Here is a 17,762-nt window from a genome sequence, read left to right as displayed (position 1 = left end):
GGTTGCCCCGGACGGGGCTGAGGCCCCGGCCGCGCCGGGCGGACGCGGCCGGGAAGCCGATTCAGCCCTTGCGCGCGAACGAGATCCGGTGCAGTCCGCCGGGCTGCTCGTCGGCCAGGTACAGCTCGCCGTTCTGGTCGGTGCCGAAAGTGGTGGCGTCGAGCGGGAACTCGCCGATCCGGGCGCTTTCGTAGGTGCCGTCGGTCTTCTTGCGGACGGCCCAGGCCGTTCCCTGGCAGAAGTCGGTGGCGAGGTAGGTCCCGCCCGCCAGCGCCGCGTACTTCCTGCCGCGGTAGACGTGGCCGCCGATCACCGCGCAGCCTTCCGCACCGGAGATGTAGTGGAAGACCGGATCGGTGTAGGTCACGCCGTCCTTGCACCGCGTCTCGTCGAACACGACCGGCCCTTCTTTGCAGGACCAGCCGAGGTTCGCGCCACCCTTGCCCTTGGCGAGGTGGTCGACCTCCTCGAACCGGCCCTGGCCGACGTCGCCGATCCACAGCGAACCGTCGGCCGGATCGAAGGAGAACCGCCACGGATTGCGGAGCCCGTACGACCAGATCTCCGGACGCGCGCCCGCGACGCCGACGAACGGATTGCCTGCCGGGACGCAGTACTTCAGCGGGCGGCACGCGCGGTCGACGTCGATCCGCAGGATCTTGCCCAGCAACGTGTCCAGGCGCTGCCCACTGGCGAGCGGATCGCCGCCTCCGCCACCGTCACCGATCCCCCAGTACAGATACCCGTCCTGGCCGAACGCCAGCTGGCCGCCGTTGTGGTTGGGGAACTCGGAATGCGGCTGGGTGATCAGCTCGGTGAGCTCGCCGGTGTCCAGCCGGACGCGGGACAGAGTCACCGCACTGTCGGCTTTGCGGGTGTACGCGACGTAAACCCGCCGGTCCTTGGCGATCGCCAACCCGAGCAGCCCGCGCTCGACGTCCGCGCCGTTCACCTTGGCGCTGATGTCCAGAACCGGCTTGGCGGCGAGCCCGGTCCGGGGATGGTAGGCCCGGACGACGCCTCTCTTCTCCACGATGAGGATGCGGCCGCTGCCGTCGTTGAGCGCCGTGATCGCCGTCGGGTTGACCAGCCCGGACGCGACCTTGGTCGCCGTGGCGGTCAGCTCGCCGAGCGGAACACCTCGCGCGTCCCGGGGCTCCGCGCTGCTCGCGGGCGGAAGCATCGCTCCCGCCAAGACGAGTCCGGCCACCAGGGACAACCCCCGGCGGAGGTGCCGTCGCGTCATGAGAGACTCCAATCGCCAGTGAATGGTCTGGTCCAATTCAACAGCGACCGGAGGAGCGGCGGTACCTCCATCCGCGAACTTCCCGTTGGTTTGTTTCCGTCGTACGGATCAACGCCTTCGAGGGATGGGCTTGCGGTCCGGCATCCCCGGAATGGAGGTCATGCGCCCGCGAGCTGTCGGCGACACGCCGATGGTGGACGTCGTATTCCAGTGGAAGCACTCGGTCGGCGGTTTAGGAACAGGCGTACATGCCCTTGGCTGGAGGGTCGGAATGAAGCCTGGGCGACCAGGGCCCATGTCGGACGACGATCGATCAGCTGTTCGGGCGGCGATGATCTGATGACCGAAGAAGGCGACGCTACCGGGGATCATGCTGACGCCACAGGTGGCGAGGGCGATCCCGGCTCGCTGCGAGCTGAACTCGTCCGTCGCTACAACGGCGGCGAGACGATCGAAGGCTTGGCAGAGAGCTGCGCGCTGAGCTACCGGAAAGTGCGAACGATCCTGCTGGCCGCCGGAGTCACGCTCCGGCCCCCGAAGATCCAGCTTCCGCCCACGCCGCCCGGCCTCGTCAATGCCTACCTGGCGGGCCGGAGCATCCGGCAGCTGGCGAAGATCCATGGCATGGGCTACAACCAGATCCGCCGAATCCTGCTCGCGGAAGGCGTCGTCCTCCGCCCTCGCGGACGGCAGCAGTAGTCGCGCTCGCGCCACCTCCGAGGCCTCGGCTTCCAGGCGCACGACGCCCGGAGAGCCGAGGCTCTCGCTGCAGCGGACGACCTTCGTCACACTGCGTAAACGATCCAGATTCTCGGGCTCACGCCGGCCTGCTCCTTTCCTGCGTATCGGTACGTGCCGGCTCAGCCGGATGAGGTGTAATCTTTAGGCTTGCGAAGAGCTCTTTCGCGTATCGAGCTGGCTTTGGCGGAAGTCCCCTTGTGGGCGACTGGGGGTAGGTTACTCATGCTCCGGCGAGCCCCGAAAGGGGGCCACCACTCCACCGTGGTGTCACCGCCAGCGACACGCCACACGAACGTTTGACGTGCGGTTTCGCTCTGCACTCGCGCAAGTTTTGCCCGCGGTGGTCGCCGACGATCCGGGCCGTGCTCGGCGATCGTCGGCGCCGCGCGGGCCGGCGGCTTGAAGTTACTGAACGGTCAATAAAGAACGGGCCCGGAATTCCGAAGAATATTCAGCTGTGACGCGTCCTCGAACACGGTGAAAGCACCTCTGAGTGGCTCCTCGGACGGGCAGCTTCACACCATCCGGTGATTACTCACGGGTACGAAAGTGGGGTCGACCCTTCGGTCGCCGCCTCGCGACCGGTGATCAGCGCGGCCGCCGTCAAGGTCCGCAACGCCAACCGGTTCGCCGGATCGCGTTTCATCAAGTTTTCATCATTCCTCCCTAGCGTGAGGTCGTCCGGTGAAAACAGTGATGGAGGGCGACGTGGAGCAAACAATCCCACCCGGAGGCGCGCAGTGGCCGCCGCCGCAGGGCTGGGTCCCGCAACCGGTACCGGGGCCGCCCGCCCGGAAACCCCGGTGGCCGCTGTTCGGCGGGATCGCCGGACTGGTGCTGGTGCTCCTCGCGGGTCTGACGACCTGGCTCCTGTGGCCGTCGAAGGGGGACCGTGAACCCTTCGAGCAGGCGCTCGCCGGGCTTTCCTCGGCGCCTGCCGTCCGCAACAGCACCTCCGGGGTCGGCGGGATGATCAAGACGGACGTCAAGACCACCGCGCACGGTGAGACGTCCGGCACGATGTCCTTCCAGGGCAAGAAGATCGACATCCTGGTCGTCGGCGGCAAGGTCTACTTCAAGGCGCCGGACGGCATGCTGCCCGGGGCGATGGCGGACGCGGGCGGGACCGACGAGCTCAAGGACCGGTGGATCACCGGCGAGGACGCGCTGTTCGGCCCGGCTCTGCAGCAGTTCGAGTCCCCGGAGAAACTCGCCGCCCGGCTGCGCGCGGCGCTGGACCGGGCGGACGAGATCCCCGGGGATCAGAACGAGACCGTGCGGGACGTTCCGGCGCTCAAGGCGAGCACGCCGGCGGGCGACCTGTACGTCTCGAAGGAGGCGCCGCACCGGCTCCTCCGCTACTCCGTGAAAATGCCCGGCGGGATACCGTCCATGCCCGGCTCGGAGTCACGGCCGCCGATCCCGTCCGGCGCCGGCCTCGGTGAGTCCGATGTGGACGCTTTGTCACCGCAGGAGACAGACGCCGTCTACGAAGATCTGACGACGAACACCAAGAAGCTGTCCGGAGCCGTCGACACGAGCGTGCGGTTCGACATGGACGGCGCGGCCACGGTCGCGTGCGGCTCGTCGGGCTGCACGGTGACGGCGAACGTGTCCAACTCCGCCTCGGCGAGCAGCGGTGGGAAGGTCAGCGGCAAGGTCAACGCCACGATGACCGCGAACGTGACCATCGGTGGCCGCGCGGCGGGCAGTTGCCGGGAAAGCGCCAGCCTGCCGTTGAACGGTTCGGCTTCGATCAGCTGTGTCAACGGCGGGGCCGGGAGCGTCTTCTCGTCCGTCGAAGCGGAGAAGAAGGCGGATGCCGAGGCGCGATCGCGAGCCTCCGGCGGGGTGCCGGTCCAGTACCGGATCGAGAGCATCGCGTCGGTCGCCGTGCTGGCCGAAGCGATCGGGCAGGTCGAGATCACCCGTCTGGTCGATGAGCTGACGGAACGCCGGTCGAAGCTCGGCGGCTGACCGGACGAAGAACAGCGCCGGGCGAACGGCTTCGATGCCGCGCGCCCGGCGCTTTCGCGTCCCGTTCGTCCGGGTCAGTCCGTGCCGGATTCGATCGCGGCGTGGTCCAGCAGTTCGTCCTCGCCCGAGGCCTTGCCACGCGAGGCGATCGCCTGCGCGCCGCCCGCGTCCATGGCCCCGATCAGACCGGTCGACGCGGCCTGCGCGGCGCCGATCAGCGTCGGGTGCCCGCCACCGACCATGCCGAGCCCGGCGTACTGCTCCAGCTTGGCGCGCGAGTCCGCGATGTCGAGGTTCCGCATGGTGAGCTGGCCGATCCGGTCCACCGGGCCGAACGCCGAGTCCTCGGTGCGCTCCATGGACAGCTTGTCCGGGTGGTAGCTGAAGAACGGGCCGGTGGTGTCGAGGATCGAGTAGTCCTCGCCGCGCCGAAGCCGCAGGGTGACCTCGCCGGTGACGGCCGCGCCGACCCACCGCTGCAGCGACTCGCGCAGCATCATCGCCTGCGGGTCCAGCCAGCGGCCTTCGTACATGAGCCTGCCGAGACGGCGGCCTTCGTTGTGGTAGCTGGCGAGGGTGTCCTCGTTGTGGATCGCGTTGACGAGCCGCTCGTACGCCGCGTGCAGCAGCGCCATGCCCGGCGCCTCGTAGATACCGCGGCTCTTGGCCTCGATGATCCGGTTCTCGATCTGGTCGGACATGCCGAGCCCGTGCCGCCCGCCGATGGCGTTGGCCTCCAGGACCAGGTCGACCGCGGTGGCGAACTCCTTGCCGTTGATCGTCACCGGGCGGCCCTGCTCGAAGCCGATCGTGACGTCCTCCGGCGCGATCTCGACCTCGGGGTCCCAGAACCGGACGCCCATGATCGGGTTCACGATCTCGATGCCGGTGTCGAGGTGCTCCAGCGACTTGGCCTCGTGCGTCGCGCCCCAGATGTTCGCGTCGGTGGAGTAGGCTTTCTCGGTGCTGTCCCGGTACGGCAGGCCGTGGGCCTGCAGCCACTCGGACATCTCCTTGCGGCCGCCGAGCTCGCTGACGAACGCGGCGTCCAGCCACGGCTTGTAGATCCGCAGGGACGGGTTCGCGAGCAGCCCGTAACGGTAGAACCGCTCGATGTCGTTGCCCTTGAAGGTGGACCCGTCGCCCCAGATCTGCACGTCGTCCTCGAGCATCGCGCGCACCAGCAGCGTGCCGGTGACCGCGCGGCCGAGCGGGGTCGTGTTGAAGTAGGTGCGGCCGCCGTTGCGGATGTGGAAGGCGCCGCAGGCCAGCGCCGCGAGCCCTTCCTCGACCAGCGCGGCCTTGCAGTCGACGGCGCGCGCGATCTCGGCGCCGTAGGCCTTCGCCCGGCCCGGGACCGACGCGATGTCGGGTTCGTCGTACTGGCCGATGTCAGCGGTGTAGGTGCACGGCACTGCACCCTTCTCGCGCATCCACGCGACCGCTACCGAGGTGTCGAGGCCGCCGGAGAAGGCGATCCCGACGCGTTCGCCGACAGGCAGAGAGGTGAGTACCTTGGACATGATGGAAGTATATGCATAGGTGTGTATGACCATGCAAGCCGGGGTGAGCAGGGCAACTCGATGGGTGGCGAGTCGCGCGTTCGGGGTCGTGTCCCTTTCGTGACCTGTCTGCGAAGGGGTTCGCTACGAATACTGGGCGAGGGTTCTGTGTGAAACCGTCCTTTTCCTTGTGGTGAAAGGAAAACCAGTCCGCGGGCCCGGCGGCGCCGAATACCTGGCATGAAGACTTCGCGGGCCGACCGGCAACCACGCCTTCCTCTCTTCGGAGCGGCGCTGATCGGTGTCGTGGCCCTCGCCGTGGCGCTGGCGGCCGGTCATCTGGTGGCCGGGTTCATCAGCGCCAACGCCTCGCCGTACCTCGCGGTCGGCAACGGGGCGATCGATCTGACGCCGGTGGAGCTGAAGGACTTCGCGGTCCGGACGTTCGGCGTCTACGACAAGCTCGTGCTGCTCGGCGGGATGGCCGTCGTGATGGTGCTCGCCGCCGCCGTGGCGGGGGTCGTCTCGCGCCGGTCACCCGTTCCGGGGGTCGTGCTGATCGCCGCCTTCGGTCTGCTGGGCGGGCTCGCCGTGTCCCAGCGCCCCGACCTCTCGACGGTCGCGCTGCTCGCGCCGCTGGCCAGCCTGATCGCCGGGGTCGGCGTCTTCCTCTGGTTGCATCGCCTGGCCTCGGCCAGGTCTCGGGCCGAGGAGGAGTCTTCCGGCGCCGCTCCGTCCCGCAGGTCGGTCCTGCTGGCCGGAGCCGGTGCCGTCGTCGCCGCGGGTGCGGCGGGTGCCGGAGGGCAGCTCCTCGCCGGCACCCGGGACGCGGAGTCTTCCCGGACCGCTATCGGACGGCTCGTTCCCGCCGAACCGGCACCGCCGATCCCGGCCGACGCGGATTTCGCCAAACTGGGCACGCCGACGTTCCTCACCTCGAACCGTGACTTCTACCGCGTCGACACCGCGCTGTCGGTACCGCAGGTCCGGGCCGAGGACTGGAGCCTCCGGCTGCATGGCATGGTGCGCAACGAAAAACGGTTCAGCTACGACGACATCCGCAACCGGCCGCTGATCGAGCGCACCATCACCATGACCTGCGTGTCCAACGAGGTCGGCGGGACCTATGTGTCCACGGCGAACTTCATCGGCGTCGACCTCGGGGATCTGCTGCGGGAGGCCGAAGTCCTGCCCGGTGCGGAGCAGATCTTCTCCACCAGTGTCGACGGCTGGACGGCGGGCAGCCCGGTCGTCGCCGCGCTCGACCCGGAGCGGGGCGCGATGCTGGCGATCGGGATGAACGGCGAACCGCTCCCGGTCGAACACGGTTTTCCCGCGCGAATGGTCATCCCGGGTCTCTATGGCTATGTTTCGGCGACGAAATGGGTCAAGGATCTGGAGATCACCACCTGGAAAGCGCGCCGGGCGTACTGGCTCGACCGCGGCTGGGGCGAGCAGGCCCCGATCAAAACGCAGTCCAGGATCGACAGTCCGAAAGGATTCGAAACGGTGCCCGCGGGCAAGGTCCGCGTCTCGGGCGTGGCGTGGGCGCAGCACACCGGTGTCGAGCGGGTCGAAGTCCGGCTCGGCGCGAACGGGAACTGGCAGCCCGCAACGCTTTCCCGCGAGGTGGGCGTCAACACCTGGCGGATGTGGTGGACCGAATTCGACGTCCCGGCAGGCAGTCACCAGGTCACCGTCCGGGCTGTCGACAAATCCGGGTACACCCAGACCGACGCCCGCGCGGGCACCGTTCCGGACGGCGCGACGGGCTGGCATGTCATCAGTTTCACCGCACGGTGATCGGTGTCACTCGAAAGAGTGGCAATCCGATTTCGCAGTAGGTCCGAATACCCGGCAAGAGTCCGAAAAACAAATGGAGTGATTTTCCGTGAGCAAGCTTCGCGTCGCAGGAATCGGTTTCACCGCGGTCACCGCGCTGGCCCTGGCCGCCTGCAGCAGCAACGACAGCGCTTCGTCCGGCAGCTCCAGCAGTGCCCCCGCGCCCGCCCCGTCCTCGTCGATGTCGGCCCCGATGTCCAGCGCCGCTTCCGGTGACGGGGTCACCACCAATGCCGACGTGTTCGGTCCGGCCTGTTCGCAGCTGCCGCAGGGCAGTGAGCCCGGCTCGCTGGACTCGATGGGCCCGCAGCCGGTCGCCAGCGCCGCCTCGACCAACCCGCTGCTGACCAAGCTGGTCGCCGCGGTCAAGGCCACCAACCTGGTCGACACCCTCAACTCCCAGCAGGCCATCACCGTGTTCGCCCCGGCGGACCCGGCCTTCCAGGCGCTGGGTGACGCCAAGTTCACTGAACTCGCCGGCAAGCCGGACCAGCTGGCGCCGATCCTGCAGTACCACGTCGTCGGCAAGCGTTACGACGCCAAGGGCCTGGAGTCGGCCAAGTCCGTGGAGAGCCTGAACACCGCGGGCGGGCCGGTCAAGATCGAGGGCTCCGGCGAGAACATGACCGTCAACGGCGCGAAGGTGCTGTGCGGGAACATCCCCACCAAGAACGCCACCGTCTTCGTCATCGACAAGGTGCTGACCCCGGGCACCAACAAGAACTAAGTCCCCACCCCTGATCGCGGTGGCCACGCTCCCGGGCGTGGCCACCGCGATTTTTCAGGTCAGGGAACGAGCGCCGCGGCGTCCACGTCGGTCACGACGATCCGCAGGCTCGCGTTCTCCCAAGGGGTTCCGGTGAGTACCGCGCGCAAGGCGGCCCCGGCGGTCTCCGTGAGCGGCGGGATCGGCACCTCCAGCGCGACCACGCGGATCTCGACGACGTTCTCGGAGATGTCGACGGCCATCACGTCGAGGTCCCACGGCACCGCCGAAGCGGCGGCCGTGGTGGAAGGTGTCGCCGCGCGGAGCCCCGGCACCTCGCGGAGCGTGCTCAGCAGCGACGCGGTCAATTCGGAACGTGCGGTCACAACAGTCCTCCACGGATTTCGATGTCCAAAATGGACACCGAGACGGCGGACGGGGTGAGCCCGGTCGCCTCGGTGACCGCCTTGCCGACGGCACGCTGCACCGCATGCGCTGTCGCCGCGGCCTGGTCGAGCCCGGAGAGGGAGAGGTCGATCTCCACCCGGACGTCCGGCGGGTCGTGCTCGACGAACGCGCGGACGCCTTCCGTCGGCGCCGGATCGAGGCCCTTGATCCGCTGCCGCGCGATCCGGGTCAGCGAACCCGCCAGCCCGCGCAATCCGGGTTCCAGGCGCACCACGCCGGGGACCCGGGCCGCGGCGTGCGCGGCGACGGCCGCGATCACCGGAGGGGAGATCACCGTCTCGACCGAGGGTCTGGCCGGGGCCTGCTCACGCGTCATAGATGTCCTCCACCACCAGATCGAGCCGGGCCAGCCGGAGACCCACCCTGGCGCCGGCCGCCGCCGTGACCCGCTCGCGGACCAGATCCAGCGAGTCACCGTCGAAATCATGCGCGATCGCCAGGCTCAACTCCACGTCCACGGCCAGCGCGTCGGTGTCTTCGCCCGACCGGTTGACCCGGCAGTGCCGCGCGCGGACACCCTCCACGGAGTCCGCGGCGAACCGCAGCACCGCCGCGACCGCCTGATCGCTCACCTGCACGTCGCCCGGTTCCGGGCTGGCCAGCGGCACCAGGTCCCGGCGCCGCACTTCGGCGCGGATCGCGGACATGATCCGGCTGGTGAGATCCGGCGAGGGCTCGGCGTCGTCTTCGGCCAGTTCCCTGGTCAGCCCGCGCAGCACGCGGAGGCTCTCCCGGGTCGCCCGGCAGTGCGGGCAGTCGAGTTCGTGCGGGTCCGCCCGGCCGGCGTCGACCTCGTCGAGCCGGTCCCAGATCTGTTCCACATCACGGCCGCACGGCAGCAGGTAGTCGCGGGTCGCGTGGTTCATCGCCATGGCGCCATCACCTCCGCCAACTGTGCTCGTGCTCGCGCGATGCGTCCGCGCACCGCGGTGGTGGTCGCCCCGATCGCCTTCGCGATCTCCTCGTAGGAGCGCCCGTGGACCTCGCGCAACAGCCAGCAGGCCCGTTGCTCGGCGGTCAGCTCGTCCAAGGCTCCGGTCAGTGCCGCCATCTGCGCGCTCGTCTCCGCCGCGCGGTCCGGCCGTCCCGTCGAACCGGCGGACTCCTGCTGATCCAGCTCGACGTCGGCCACCGGCTTCCTGGCGCGGATCACGTTCAGGCACCGGTTGGTCGTCATCCGGTAGAGCCAGCCGACGAACGCCGCGTCCTCCTGCAGCTGGTCGAGCCGCCGCCAGGCGACGAGGAACACCTCCTGGACGACGTCCTCGGCGTCCCCTTTGTTCCCGAGCATCCGCACCGCCAGCCGGTACATCTGCCCTTGGAACCGCAGGACGAGCTGCTCGTACGCGCGGATCTCGCCGTCGCGGGCGCGCGCGACCAGCGTCGCGTCGTCCAGCACGGTTTCGCCGGCCGCGAGCGGTTCGGCTCTCTCCGAAGTCGTCATCGAGCGCACCTGTGCAGCGCCGTCATGCCGAAGCTCCCTTCACCTCACCAGCTAAGACACGGCTTCCCCGGAAACGTCACGCGGGAAACTTCGTCCAGCCGACCACGGCATCGCGGACGGCGCACGCCGAAGTCAGGTGATCGCCTGACGGCGGAACGCCCACAGACTCGTGGGGAGGAACCAGACCAGCGCCAAGGCCAGGCGCCCCGATGAGCACGAACAGTGCCGCGCCGCCGCTGTGAATCAGCCCAGCCTGGCGAGCGCGGGGTACTCGTCGAGCGTGATGTCGGTGGCCAGCTTGTCGGTCACCCACAGCATCGATCGCAGCAGAAGCCGCCGCCGGAACATCTGGTCGCGCAGCTTGATCCGCAGGTTCGTCGGCGGCGCGAGGAACGGGCCGGCGTTGGCGTTGCGGGCCACCTTGGCGTAGCCGCGGAACTTCTCGTCGTAGCGGCGGAAGGCCGGCTCGTGGTCGCCGTTCGCCGCGGCGAGCTCGCCCGCGATGACATACGCGGCGACGATCGCGAGCCCGGTGCCGAAGCCGCCGAGGGTGTTGCCGTAGGCCGCGTCACCGAGGAGCGCGACGCGTCCGGTGGAGTAGCCGTCCATCTTGACCCGGGCGATCGAATCCAGGTAGACGTCGTCCGAGCGCTTCACCACCTCCAGCAGCTCCGGCAGCCGCCAGCCGCCGTCGGCGAACGCGCCGGCCAAGATGTCCTTCTGCCGGCCGATGTCGTACCGGTCGTAGGCGAGTTCGGGGGAGGCGAACACGAAGAACGCGTTCGCCTTGGGCCCGCCGGTCGCCGCCATGCGGCCGGGCTCGTTGTACATCACCGCCGGACCGCCGTCGGCCTCGTCGGTCTCGACCAGGGCGTAGTAGTGACCGAGGTGCTCCACGTAGCCGGCTTCCGGGCCGAACGCCAGCCGTCGCACGGTGGAGTGGATGCCGTCCGCGCCGAAGACGAGGTCGAAGCGTCTCGGGGCACCGCGCTCGAAGGTGACGTCGACGCCGTCGGCCGTCTCGGTCAGCGAAGCGATGGAATCACCGAAGACGTACTCGCAGTCCCGCTCGGTCCGTTCGTGGAGGATCCGGGTCAGGTCGCCGCGGCGGATCTCGACGTCGCCTCCGGTGAACTCGCCGGGCAGGACGGCGAGCGACCGGCCCTCGGCGTCGACGATGGTCTGGTCGAGCCCGCCGGTCTGGTGCCTGCGGATTTCCTCGAGGATGCCCATCCGCTCCAGTACGAAGCGGTGCGTGGCGCCCTTGAAGTCGACCGCCTGTCCGCCGCCGCGGAGTTCCCGCGACCGTTCGACGACGGTGACCGCGTAGCCCTGACGGGAGAGCCAGAAGGCGAGGGCGGGACCGGCGATGCCGGCGCCGGAGATGAGGACTGTCCTGTTCGTCATGGCAGGGAGCTTCGCGGCCGGTGTTGACGAAGCGCTGACAGTCCGCTGACGGCTCTCCGTCAGGTCCAGCCGGGCAGCGGAAGGGTGAGTTGCCCGGGTTCATCCGGCGGCGCGGTCTCGTAGCGTGGCGGTGTCGCCGACAGCCCGATCGGGTTGCGGGTCAGCCGCACCGAGGTGCCGTCGGGCCGCGGGAGGTCGACCGTCGGGCTCAGGCCGAGCCGTTCGGCCAGTGCGAACGCGCCCGCGACGTCGTTGACCTCCCCGGCGGGCACCCCGGCCGCGCTCAACTCCGCCGCCCACTCGGCCGCCGCGCGTTTGCCGAGGCGGTCTTCGAGCAGCGCGCGGAGTTCGGCCCGGTGCTCGACCCGCGCCGGATTCGTCGCGAACCGGGTTTCGCCCGCGAGCTCCGGCAGCCCGATGACCTCGCACAACGCCGCGAACTGCCGGTCGTTGCCGACGGCGAGCGCGAGTTCGTGATCGGCGCAGGGGACGAGTTCGTAGGGCGCGATGCTGGGATGCCGGTTGCCCATCCGCGCCGGGACCGTCCCGCCGGAGGTGTAGGCGCTGCCCTGGTTGACCAGCGCGGCGAGCAGGCTGGAGAGGAGGTCGATCTCGACCCGCTGTCCCTGCCCGGTCCGGTCGCGATGGCGCAATGCGGCGAGGATGCCGACGCTCGCGAACAGCCCGGCCAGGACGTCGACGAGCGCGACGCCGACCTTCTGCGGCTCGCCCGCCGGGTCACCGGTGATGCTCATCAGCCCGCCGACGGCCTGGATGAGCAGGTCGTAACCCGGCAGCGCGGCGCCGCCGCCCGAACCGAAACCCGTGACGGAGCACAGGATGAGGCCGGGATTCGCCGCCAGCAGGACCTCCGGGCCGAGCCCGAGCCGCTCCATCACGCCGGGACGGAAGTTCTCGACCACGACGTCGGCCTCGAGCGCGAGCGCGCGGGCCTTGGCGAGATCGTCCGGATCGCCGAGGTCCAGCGCCACGCTCGTCTTGTTCCGGTTCACCGACTGGAAGTACGTCGCCTGGCCGGCGTCGTCGTAGGGCGGTCCCCAGCTGCGGGTGTCGTCGCCGGTGCCCGGCCGCTCGACCTTGATCACCGTCGCGCCGAGGTCGGCCAGCAGCATGGTGGCGAACGGGCCGGCGAGCACCCGCGAGAAGTCGAGGACGCGCAGCGGGCCGAGTGCGGTTTCGGGCATGTGCCCGACCCTAAGTGGCCCTTCGCGGCTTCGAAGTTGTGATCGCGCTCACGAAAGGGCCGTTTTCCCATTACTTTCCTCTAGGTACCTACTATCACCAGGAAGGTAGCTTCGGTCGCGTCAACGCAAACGCGAACCGAGGAGTGACCATGATCGTGGTGACCGGAGCGACCGGGAACGTAGGACGGCCGCTGGTGGAAAACCTTGTCGCCGCAGGGGAGGAAGTGACGGCGGTGGCGCGCCGGATCTCGCCGTCGGACATGCCGGAGGGGGTGCGGACCGTGCGGGCCGATCTCGCCCGTACCGAAGGGCTGAAGGAGGTCTTCGCCGGAGCGGACCGGGTTTTCCTGCTGACATCGGGAGAATTCCTGGTGGCGGCCGGAGACGTCGCGGAGGTCGTCACGGCGGCGGGTGACGCCGAGATCGTCCTCCTGTCCTCCCAAGGGGTCGCGACCGGACGGCACGCGCCCGCGTTCGAGGAGGCGGTCAAAGCGACGAGTCCGAAGTGGACAGTGCTGCAGCCGGGAGGCTTCGCGTCGAACGCTTTCCAATGGGCACCGGCCATCCGGGCCGATCGGATCGTCGCCGCGCCGTTCGGCGACGTCGCGCTGCCCGTCATCGACCCGGCGGACATCGCCGACGTCGCGGCGGCCGTGCTGCGGGAACCCGGCCACCACGGCCGGACCTACGTGCTCACCGGACCCGAGCCGATCTCGCCCCGGCGGCAGGCGGCGGATCTCGGCGACGCGCTCGGCGAACCGCTGCGGTTCGCCGAACTGAGCGAAGACGAAGCACGCGCCGCGATGACGGAGTTCATGCCGCCGGTGGTCGTGGAGGCCACGCTCTCGATCCTCGGCAGGCCGACGGAGGAAGAGCGGCGGGTCAGCCCCGATGTCGAGAAGGTGCTCGGACGACCCGGGCGGACCTTCGCCGAATGGGCGGCACGGAACGCGGCGGCCTTCAAATGACACTCGGCTGACCTGGACGGTGCCCGCTGTGCTTAGACTGAGGTCTAGCTAAGGGGCCCACGTGGACCAGCTCACTCTCGGCGTCATTTCCCGCTCGCGCAAAGAAAACGAGCGACGGCTTCCGATCCATCCTCGCCATCTCGACCGGATCGACCCCGGTCTCCGTAAGTCCGTTTTTCTCGAGAACGGCTACGGCGAACGGTTCGGCATCCCGGACGAAGACCTCGCGCCCCTGGTCGGGGGGATGCGTTCCCGTGAACGGCTGATCGCGGATTGCGACGTCATCCTCCTCGCCAAACCGCTCGCGGAAGACCTGGCCGAACTCCGGCCGGGGCAGGTCCTGTGGGGCTGGCCGCACTGCGTCCAGGACGACAAGCTCACGCAGCTGGCCATCGACCGGAAGCTGACCCTCATCGCTTTCGAAGCGATGAACCATTGGCGCCGTGACGGTTCCTTCGGTCTCCACGTCTTCCACAAGAACAACGAATTGGCGGGCTATTGCTCGGTGCTCCACGCGCTTCAGCTGATCGGCTCGACGGGCGATTACGGCCGCCGTCTCCGCGCCGTCGTGATCGGTTTCGGTGCCACGGCGCGTGGTTCGGTGACGGCGTTGAACGCGCACGGGATCCACGACGTGCACGTCCTCACCCACCGAGGCGTCACCGCGGTCGGGTCGCCGATCCACTCGGCGAACATCGTGCATCTCGACCACGACCTGAAGGGCCCGGCGGACCTCCGCCGCAGTCACGCGATCACCGAGGACGGCCGCGTGCCACTGGCGGAGTTCCTCGCCGGGCACGATGTCGTCGTCAACTGTGTACTGCAGGACCCGAAGGCGCCGTTGACCTTCCTCGTGGAGGAAGACCTCGCCGCTTTCCGGCACGGGAGCCTCATCGTCGACGTTTCCTGCGACGAGGGAATGGGGTTCGGCTGGGCCGTGCCGACGACGTTCACGGAGCCGGCCTTCCCGGTCCGCGGCGTCACCTACTACGCCGTCGACCACAGCCCGTCCTACCTCTGGGACTCGGCGACCTGGGAGATCAGTGGCGCCCTGCTGCCGCATCTGGAGCAGGTGCTGGCCGGGCGCTCCGCGTGGGCCGCCGATCCGACGCTCGACCGGGCGGTCGAGATCAGCGAAGGCACGATCCGGAATCCCGACATCCTGGCCTTCCAGCGCCGCTCGCCGGAGTATCCGCACGCGCACCGGTGAGCCCGCGGATGAGAAAGTTCTCATCGAGCCCTCATCGGTGACTCACCCGCGCCGGGCAGCCTGGGTGGTATGCGAGTCCGAATGATCGTCCTGGCCGGGGTCGCCGCCGTCGTGGTGGCGGCCACCGGCACGTTCGCCGTCATCGCGGCCACCGCGGCCTCGCCGCCCGACCTCGGCCCGGCGGTCGTCGCCCCGGCGGGGCAGGCCGCCACCGGGCCGGGTGAAGCGGGAGCCCCGCCCGCCGTCGTCCCGCCCCGGCTGGCCGGACACGACGACGACCCCGATGATGACCCTGATGACGCCGACGACCACTTCGACCTCGACGACTGAGCCGGGCCGATGAGCGCCCGCGCCCGGATCCTCGCGTGGGTCCTGCTGGTCGTGCTGCTCGCGCTCGCCGGATCGCTGCTGGCCACCCGCACCGTCCTGCACAACCAGCTCGACCAGCGCCTCGACAACGAGATCGCGCACGAGACCGGAAAGCTCAGGGCCTTCCTGGCGGCGCCGGACGCCCGCCCGGCCGGGCAGCCCGCCACCGTCGAGGCGGTCCTCGGCCGTCACCTGGAACGGAACCTGCCCGAGAAGTACGAGACGTTCTTCTCGATCAGCGACGGCGTCGCGTCGCGGCGGAGCGCGATCGAGCCGCCGGTCCGGCTCGACACCGACCCGGAGTTCGTCGCGGAACTGTCCCGGGCGACGAGCCCGGCGTACGGCACGGTCACCACCGCGGTCGGATCCGCGCGGTACGGCGTCGTCCCGGTGACCATCGAGGGCTCACCGGGCCGCGGCGCGCTGGTGATCGTCGAGTTCGTCGACCACGCCGCCGGCGAGATCAACGACGTCGTCGGCGTGATGGCCGCGATGTCCGGGGCCGCGCTCGTGCTGGCCGGGCTGATCGGCTGGCTGGTCGCCGGCCGCATCCTCGCGCCGGTGCGGGAGGTCCGGCTGGCCGCCGAACAGATCGGCGAGACCGACCTTTCGCGCCGGATCGAGGTCCGCGGCTCGGATGACGTGGCCGCCCTCGGGCGCACCTTCAACACGATGCTGGACCGGCTCGAAAGCGCCTTCGCCGGGCAACGCGAGTTCATCGACGACGCCGGGCACGAACTGCGCACGCCGATCACGATCGTCCGGGGCCATCTCGAGCTGATGGGGGAAGACCCCGAGGAGAACGCCGCCACCCGGCATCTGGTCCTCGACGAACTCGGGCGGATGCAACGGATCGTGGACGACCTGCTGGTCCTCGCGAAATCCGGCAGCCCCGACTTCCTCACGCCCGGCGACACCGACCTCGCCGATCTCACCGTCGAGACCCTCGCCAAATCCCGGCCGCTGGCCGACCGCGTCTGGCGGCTCGACGCGGTCGCCGAGGCGAAGGTCCGCGCGGACGGCCAGCGGCTCGCGCAGGCGTTGCTGCAACTGGTCTCCAACGCCGTCCGGCACACCGCTCCCGGCCAGGAAATCGCCCTCGGCTCCGAGGTGACCGCCACGACGGCGCGGCTGTGGGTCCGCGACACCGGCGAGGGGGTCCCGCCGGATTCGCGAAGCCGGATCTTCGAGCGGTTCAAGCGCGGCAGCAACTCGACCGGCGACGACGGCGCCGGGCTGGGCCTGGCGATCGTCGCCGCGATCGCCGAAGCGCACGGTGGCCGTGTCCTGCTCGACACCGTGCCCGGTGAAGGCGCGCGGTTCACCATGGAGATCCCCGTCGCGGAAGGTGCGGACCGGTGACCAGTGTGCTGGTGGTGGAGGATTCCGCCCGGATCGGCGCGTTCGTCGAGAAGGGCCTGCGGGCGCAGGGGTTCGCGACCCGCTGGGTCAAGACCGGCTCCGAAGGGCTGACCGAGGCGCTGACCGGCGCGCACGACCTGGTGGTCCTCGATCTCGGTCTCCCGGATCTCGACGGTTCGGATCTGCTGCGGGCCCTGCGGGCGGCGGGCCGGACGGTGCCGGTGATCATCCTGACCGCGCGGGACAGTGTCGTCGACCGCGTCGCCGGGCTGTCCGGCGGCGCCGACGACTATCTGGCCAAACCGTTCGCGTTCGAAGAACTGCTGGCCCGGATCCGCTTGCGGCTACGGGGAAATCCTGACGCCGAGCCGGCGGTGCTGCGCGCCGGGGACCTGTCGCTCGACCTGCGCACCAGGAAGGTTTCGGTGGCGGGGGCGGAGAAGGACCTCACCGCCCGCGAGTTCGCGCTGCTGGAGACGTTGCTGCGGAACCGCGGCCAGGTGCTCTCCCGGGAACAGTTGCTCGGCGGGGTCTGGGGTTTCGACTTCGACCCGGGATCGAACGTGGTGGACGTCTACATCCGTTACCTGCGCGGGAAGATCGGCGCCGAGCGGATCGAAACCGTGCGGGGCATGGGCTATCGGCTCGGTGAGTCCGGATGAGACGCTTCTCATCCGGCTCTCACAGCGGTCTCTTCTTCACGCGCCACAGTGGTTTTCATGACCACGACACTCCTTCATCTCGCCGTCGATCTCGTCGCGGCCGTCATCCTCGCGTACGGCATCTACGCCCGTCGTCACCATCGTGGTGACCTCGCCTGCGCCTATCTCGCGCTGAACGTCGGCGTCTGCGTGTCGGTCGCCGTGCTGCTTTCCGTGTCGACCGCGAGCGCGCTCGGCCTCGGCCTGTTCGGCGTGCTGTCGATCATCAGGCTGCGGTCCGATTCGATCAGCCAGCAGGAGGTCGCGTACTATTTCGTCGCGCTGGTGCTGGGATTGGTGAACGGGCTGCCATCCGCGGACTGGCGGATCGTCGCGGTCTTCAACGTCCTGCTGCTCGCCGTCATGTACGTCGCGGATCACCCGTCGCGCACGCGCGGCCCGCAGCGGCGCACGGTCGTGCTCGACACCGTGTACCCCGACGAACAGACGATGCTCATGGAACTGCGGGCGCGGCTCGGCGGAACCGTCGTGCGGCACAGTGTGTCCGAAGTGGACTATGTTCGCGAGGTGACCGTCGTCGACGTCCGGTTCCGCCCGGACGCCGCCGCCGTCGTCCACGGCGCCCCGGCGGGGCACCGGTGAGCGGGCGCGGA

The 17,762-nt window shown here is 69.5% G+C and carries 18 protein-coding genes; 10 read left to right on the top strand and 8 right to left on the bottom strand.

What is annotated here, in order from left to right; genetic code table 11:
- Positions 1-61: 61 nt before the first annotated feature.
- Complete coding sequence (locus CVV72_RS18520) at positions 62-1,246, bottom strand: sorbosone dehydrogenase family protein (RefSeq protein ID WP_219153541.1); 1,185 nt, start codon at positions 1,244-1,246, stop codon at positions 62-64.
- Positions 1,247-1,585: 339 nt separating this feature from the next.
- On the opposite strand from CVV72_RS18520, the gene CVV72_RS18515 reads away from it, so the two are divergent.
- Entirely contained in the window at positions 1,586-1,945 is a 360-nt protein-coding gene (locus tag CVV72_RS18515; protein WP_219153540.1) for a hypothetical protein, read from the top strand.
- Between the two features lie 750 nt (positions 1,946-2,695).
- On the top strand, positions 2,696-3,964 hold the full coding sequence (locus CVV72_RS18510; RefSeq protein WP_255632734.1) for an SON protein: 1,269 nt from the start codon (positions 2,696-2,698) through the stop codon (positions 3,962-3,964).
- A 74-nt stretch (positions 3,965-4,038) separates the two neighbouring features.
- Here CVV72_RS18510 and argG read toward each other — a convergent pair whose 3' ends face one another.
- Complete coding sequence (gene argG / locus CVV72_RS18505) at positions 4,039-5,487, bottom strand: argininosuccinate synthase (protein WP_034321733.1); 1,449 nt, start codon at positions 5,485-5,487, stop codon at positions 4,039-4,041.
- Positions 5,488-5,706: 219 nt separating this feature from the next.
- On the opposite strand from argG, the gene CVV72_RS18500 reads away from it, so the two are divergent.
- Both CVV72_RS18500 and CVV72_RS18495 read left to right on the top strand, forming a co-directional pair.
- Positions 5,707-7,269 carry a molybdopterin-dependent oxidoreductase gene (locus CVV72_RS18500; protein WP_219153539.1) on the top strand — a complete coding sequence of 521 codons (1,563 nt, stop codon included), beginning with the start codon at positions 5,707-5,709 and terminating at the stop codon, positions 7,267-7,269.
- Between the two features lie 88 nt (positions 7,270-7,357).
- On the top strand, positions 7,358-8,035 hold the full coding sequence (locus CVV72_RS18495; RefSeq protein ID WP_219153538.1) for a fasciclin domain-containing protein: 678 nt from the start codon (positions 7,358-7,360) through the stop codon (positions 8,033-8,035).
- Positions 8,036-8,094: 59 nt separating this feature from the next.
- Here CVV72_RS18495 and CVV72_RS18490 read toward each other — a convergent pair whose 3' ends face one another.
- The 6 genes from CVV72_RS18490 to CVV72_RS18465 form a co-directional block, all read right to left on the bottom strand.
- A complete protein-coding gene (locus CVV72_RS18490; RefSeq protein WP_219153537.1) occupies positions 8,095-8,400 on the bottom strand; it encodes a hypothetical protein in 306 nt (101 codons plus the stop codon).
- Positions 8,397-8,798, bottom strand: coding sequence for an Asp23/Gls24 family envelope stress response protein (locus CVV72_RS18485; RefSeq protein ID WP_219153536.1), 402 nt, complete (start codon positions 8,796-8,798; stop codon positions 8,397-8,399). The genes CVV72_RS18490 and CVV72_RS18485 overlap by 4 nt, the downstream gene beginning before the upstream one ends.
- Positions 8,788-9,354, bottom strand: coding sequence for an Asp23/Gls24 family envelope stress response protein (locus CVV72_RS18480; protein WP_219153535.1), 567 nt, complete (start codon positions 9,352-9,354; stop codon positions 8,788-8,790). The genes CVV72_RS18485 and CVV72_RS18480 overlap by 11 nt, the downstream gene beginning before the upstream one ends.
- Positions 9,345-9,926 (bottom strand): RNA polymerase sigma factor, encoded by a 582-nt coding sequence (locus tag CVV72_RS18475; protein WP_219153534.1) that lies wholly within the window; start codon positions 9,924-9,926, stop codon positions 9,345-9,347. Before CVV72_RS18475 ends, CVV72_RS18480 begins: the two co-directional genes overlap by 10 nt.
- A gap of 243 nt (positions 9,927-10,169) precedes the next feature.
- A complete protein-coding gene (locus CVV72_RS18470) occupies positions 10,170-11,333 on the bottom strand; it encodes an FAD-dependent monooxygenase (RefSeq protein WP_219153533.1) in 1,164 nt (387 codons plus the stop codon).
- Between the two features lie 59 nt (positions 11,334-11,392).
- Positions 11,393-12,538, bottom strand: coding sequence for a CaiB/BaiF CoA-transferase family protein (locus tag CVV72_RS18465; RefSeq protein WP_219153532.1), 1,146 nt, complete (start codon positions 12,536-12,538; stop codon positions 11,393-11,395).
- Positions 12,539-12,687: 149 nt separating this feature from the next.
- On the opposite strand from CVV72_RS18465, the gene CVV72_RS18460 reads away from it, so the two are divergent.
- The 6 genes from CVV72_RS18460 (at position 12,688) to CVV72_RS18435 (ending at position 17,751) form a co-directional block, all read left to right on the top strand.
- Positions 12,688-13,506: an NAD(P)H-binding protein gene (locus tag CVV72_RS18460; RefSeq protein WP_219153531.1), complete on the top strand. Its 819-nt coding sequence runs from the start codon at positions 12,688-12,690 to the stop codon at positions 13,504-13,506.
- A 61-nt stretch (positions 13,507-13,567) separates the two neighbouring features.
- Entirely contained in the window at positions 13,568-14,716 is a 1,149-nt protein-coding gene (locus CVV72_RS18455; protein WP_219153530.1) for a N(5)-(carboxyethyl)ornithine synthase, read from the top strand.
- A 69-nt stretch (positions 14,717-14,785) separates the two neighbouring features.
- On the top strand, positions 14,786-15,046 hold the full coding sequence (locus CVV72_RS18450) for a hypothetical protein (RefSeq protein WP_219153529.1): 261 nt from the start codon (positions 14,786-14,788) through the stop codon (positions 15,044-15,046).
- Positions 15,047-15,055: 9 nt separating this feature from the next.
- Positions 15,056-16,447 carry a cell wall metabolism sensor histidine kinase WalK gene (locus tag CVV72_RS18445; protein ID WP_219153528.1) on the top strand — a complete coding sequence of 464 codons (1,392 nt, stop codon included), beginning with the start codon at positions 15,056-15,058 and terminating at the stop codon, positions 16,445-16,447.
- Complete coding sequence (locus CVV72_RS18440; RefSeq protein WP_219153527.1) at positions 16,444-17,109, top strand: response regulator transcription factor; 666 nt, start codon at positions 16,444-16,446, stop codon at positions 17,107-17,109. Before CVV72_RS18445 ends, CVV72_RS18440 begins: the two co-directional genes overlap by 4 nt.
- 57 nt (positions 17,110-17,166) lie before the next feature.
- Positions 17,167-17,751: a DUF4956 domain-containing protein gene (locus CVV72_RS18435; RefSeq protein WP_034321767.1), complete on the top strand. Its 585-nt coding sequence runs from the start codon at positions 17,167-17,169 to the stop codon at positions 17,749-17,751.
- Positions 17,752-17,762: the final 11 nt, after the last annotated feature.

Origin of the sequence: Amycolatopsis sp. TNS106 (genome assembly GCF_019330265.1) — a bacterium.
GTDB lineage: Bacteria > Actinomycetota > Actinomycetes > Mycobacteriales > Pseudonocardiaceae > Amycolatopsis > Amycolatopsis lurida.
This window is presented reverse-complemented; position numbering and strand designations above follow the sequence as displayed.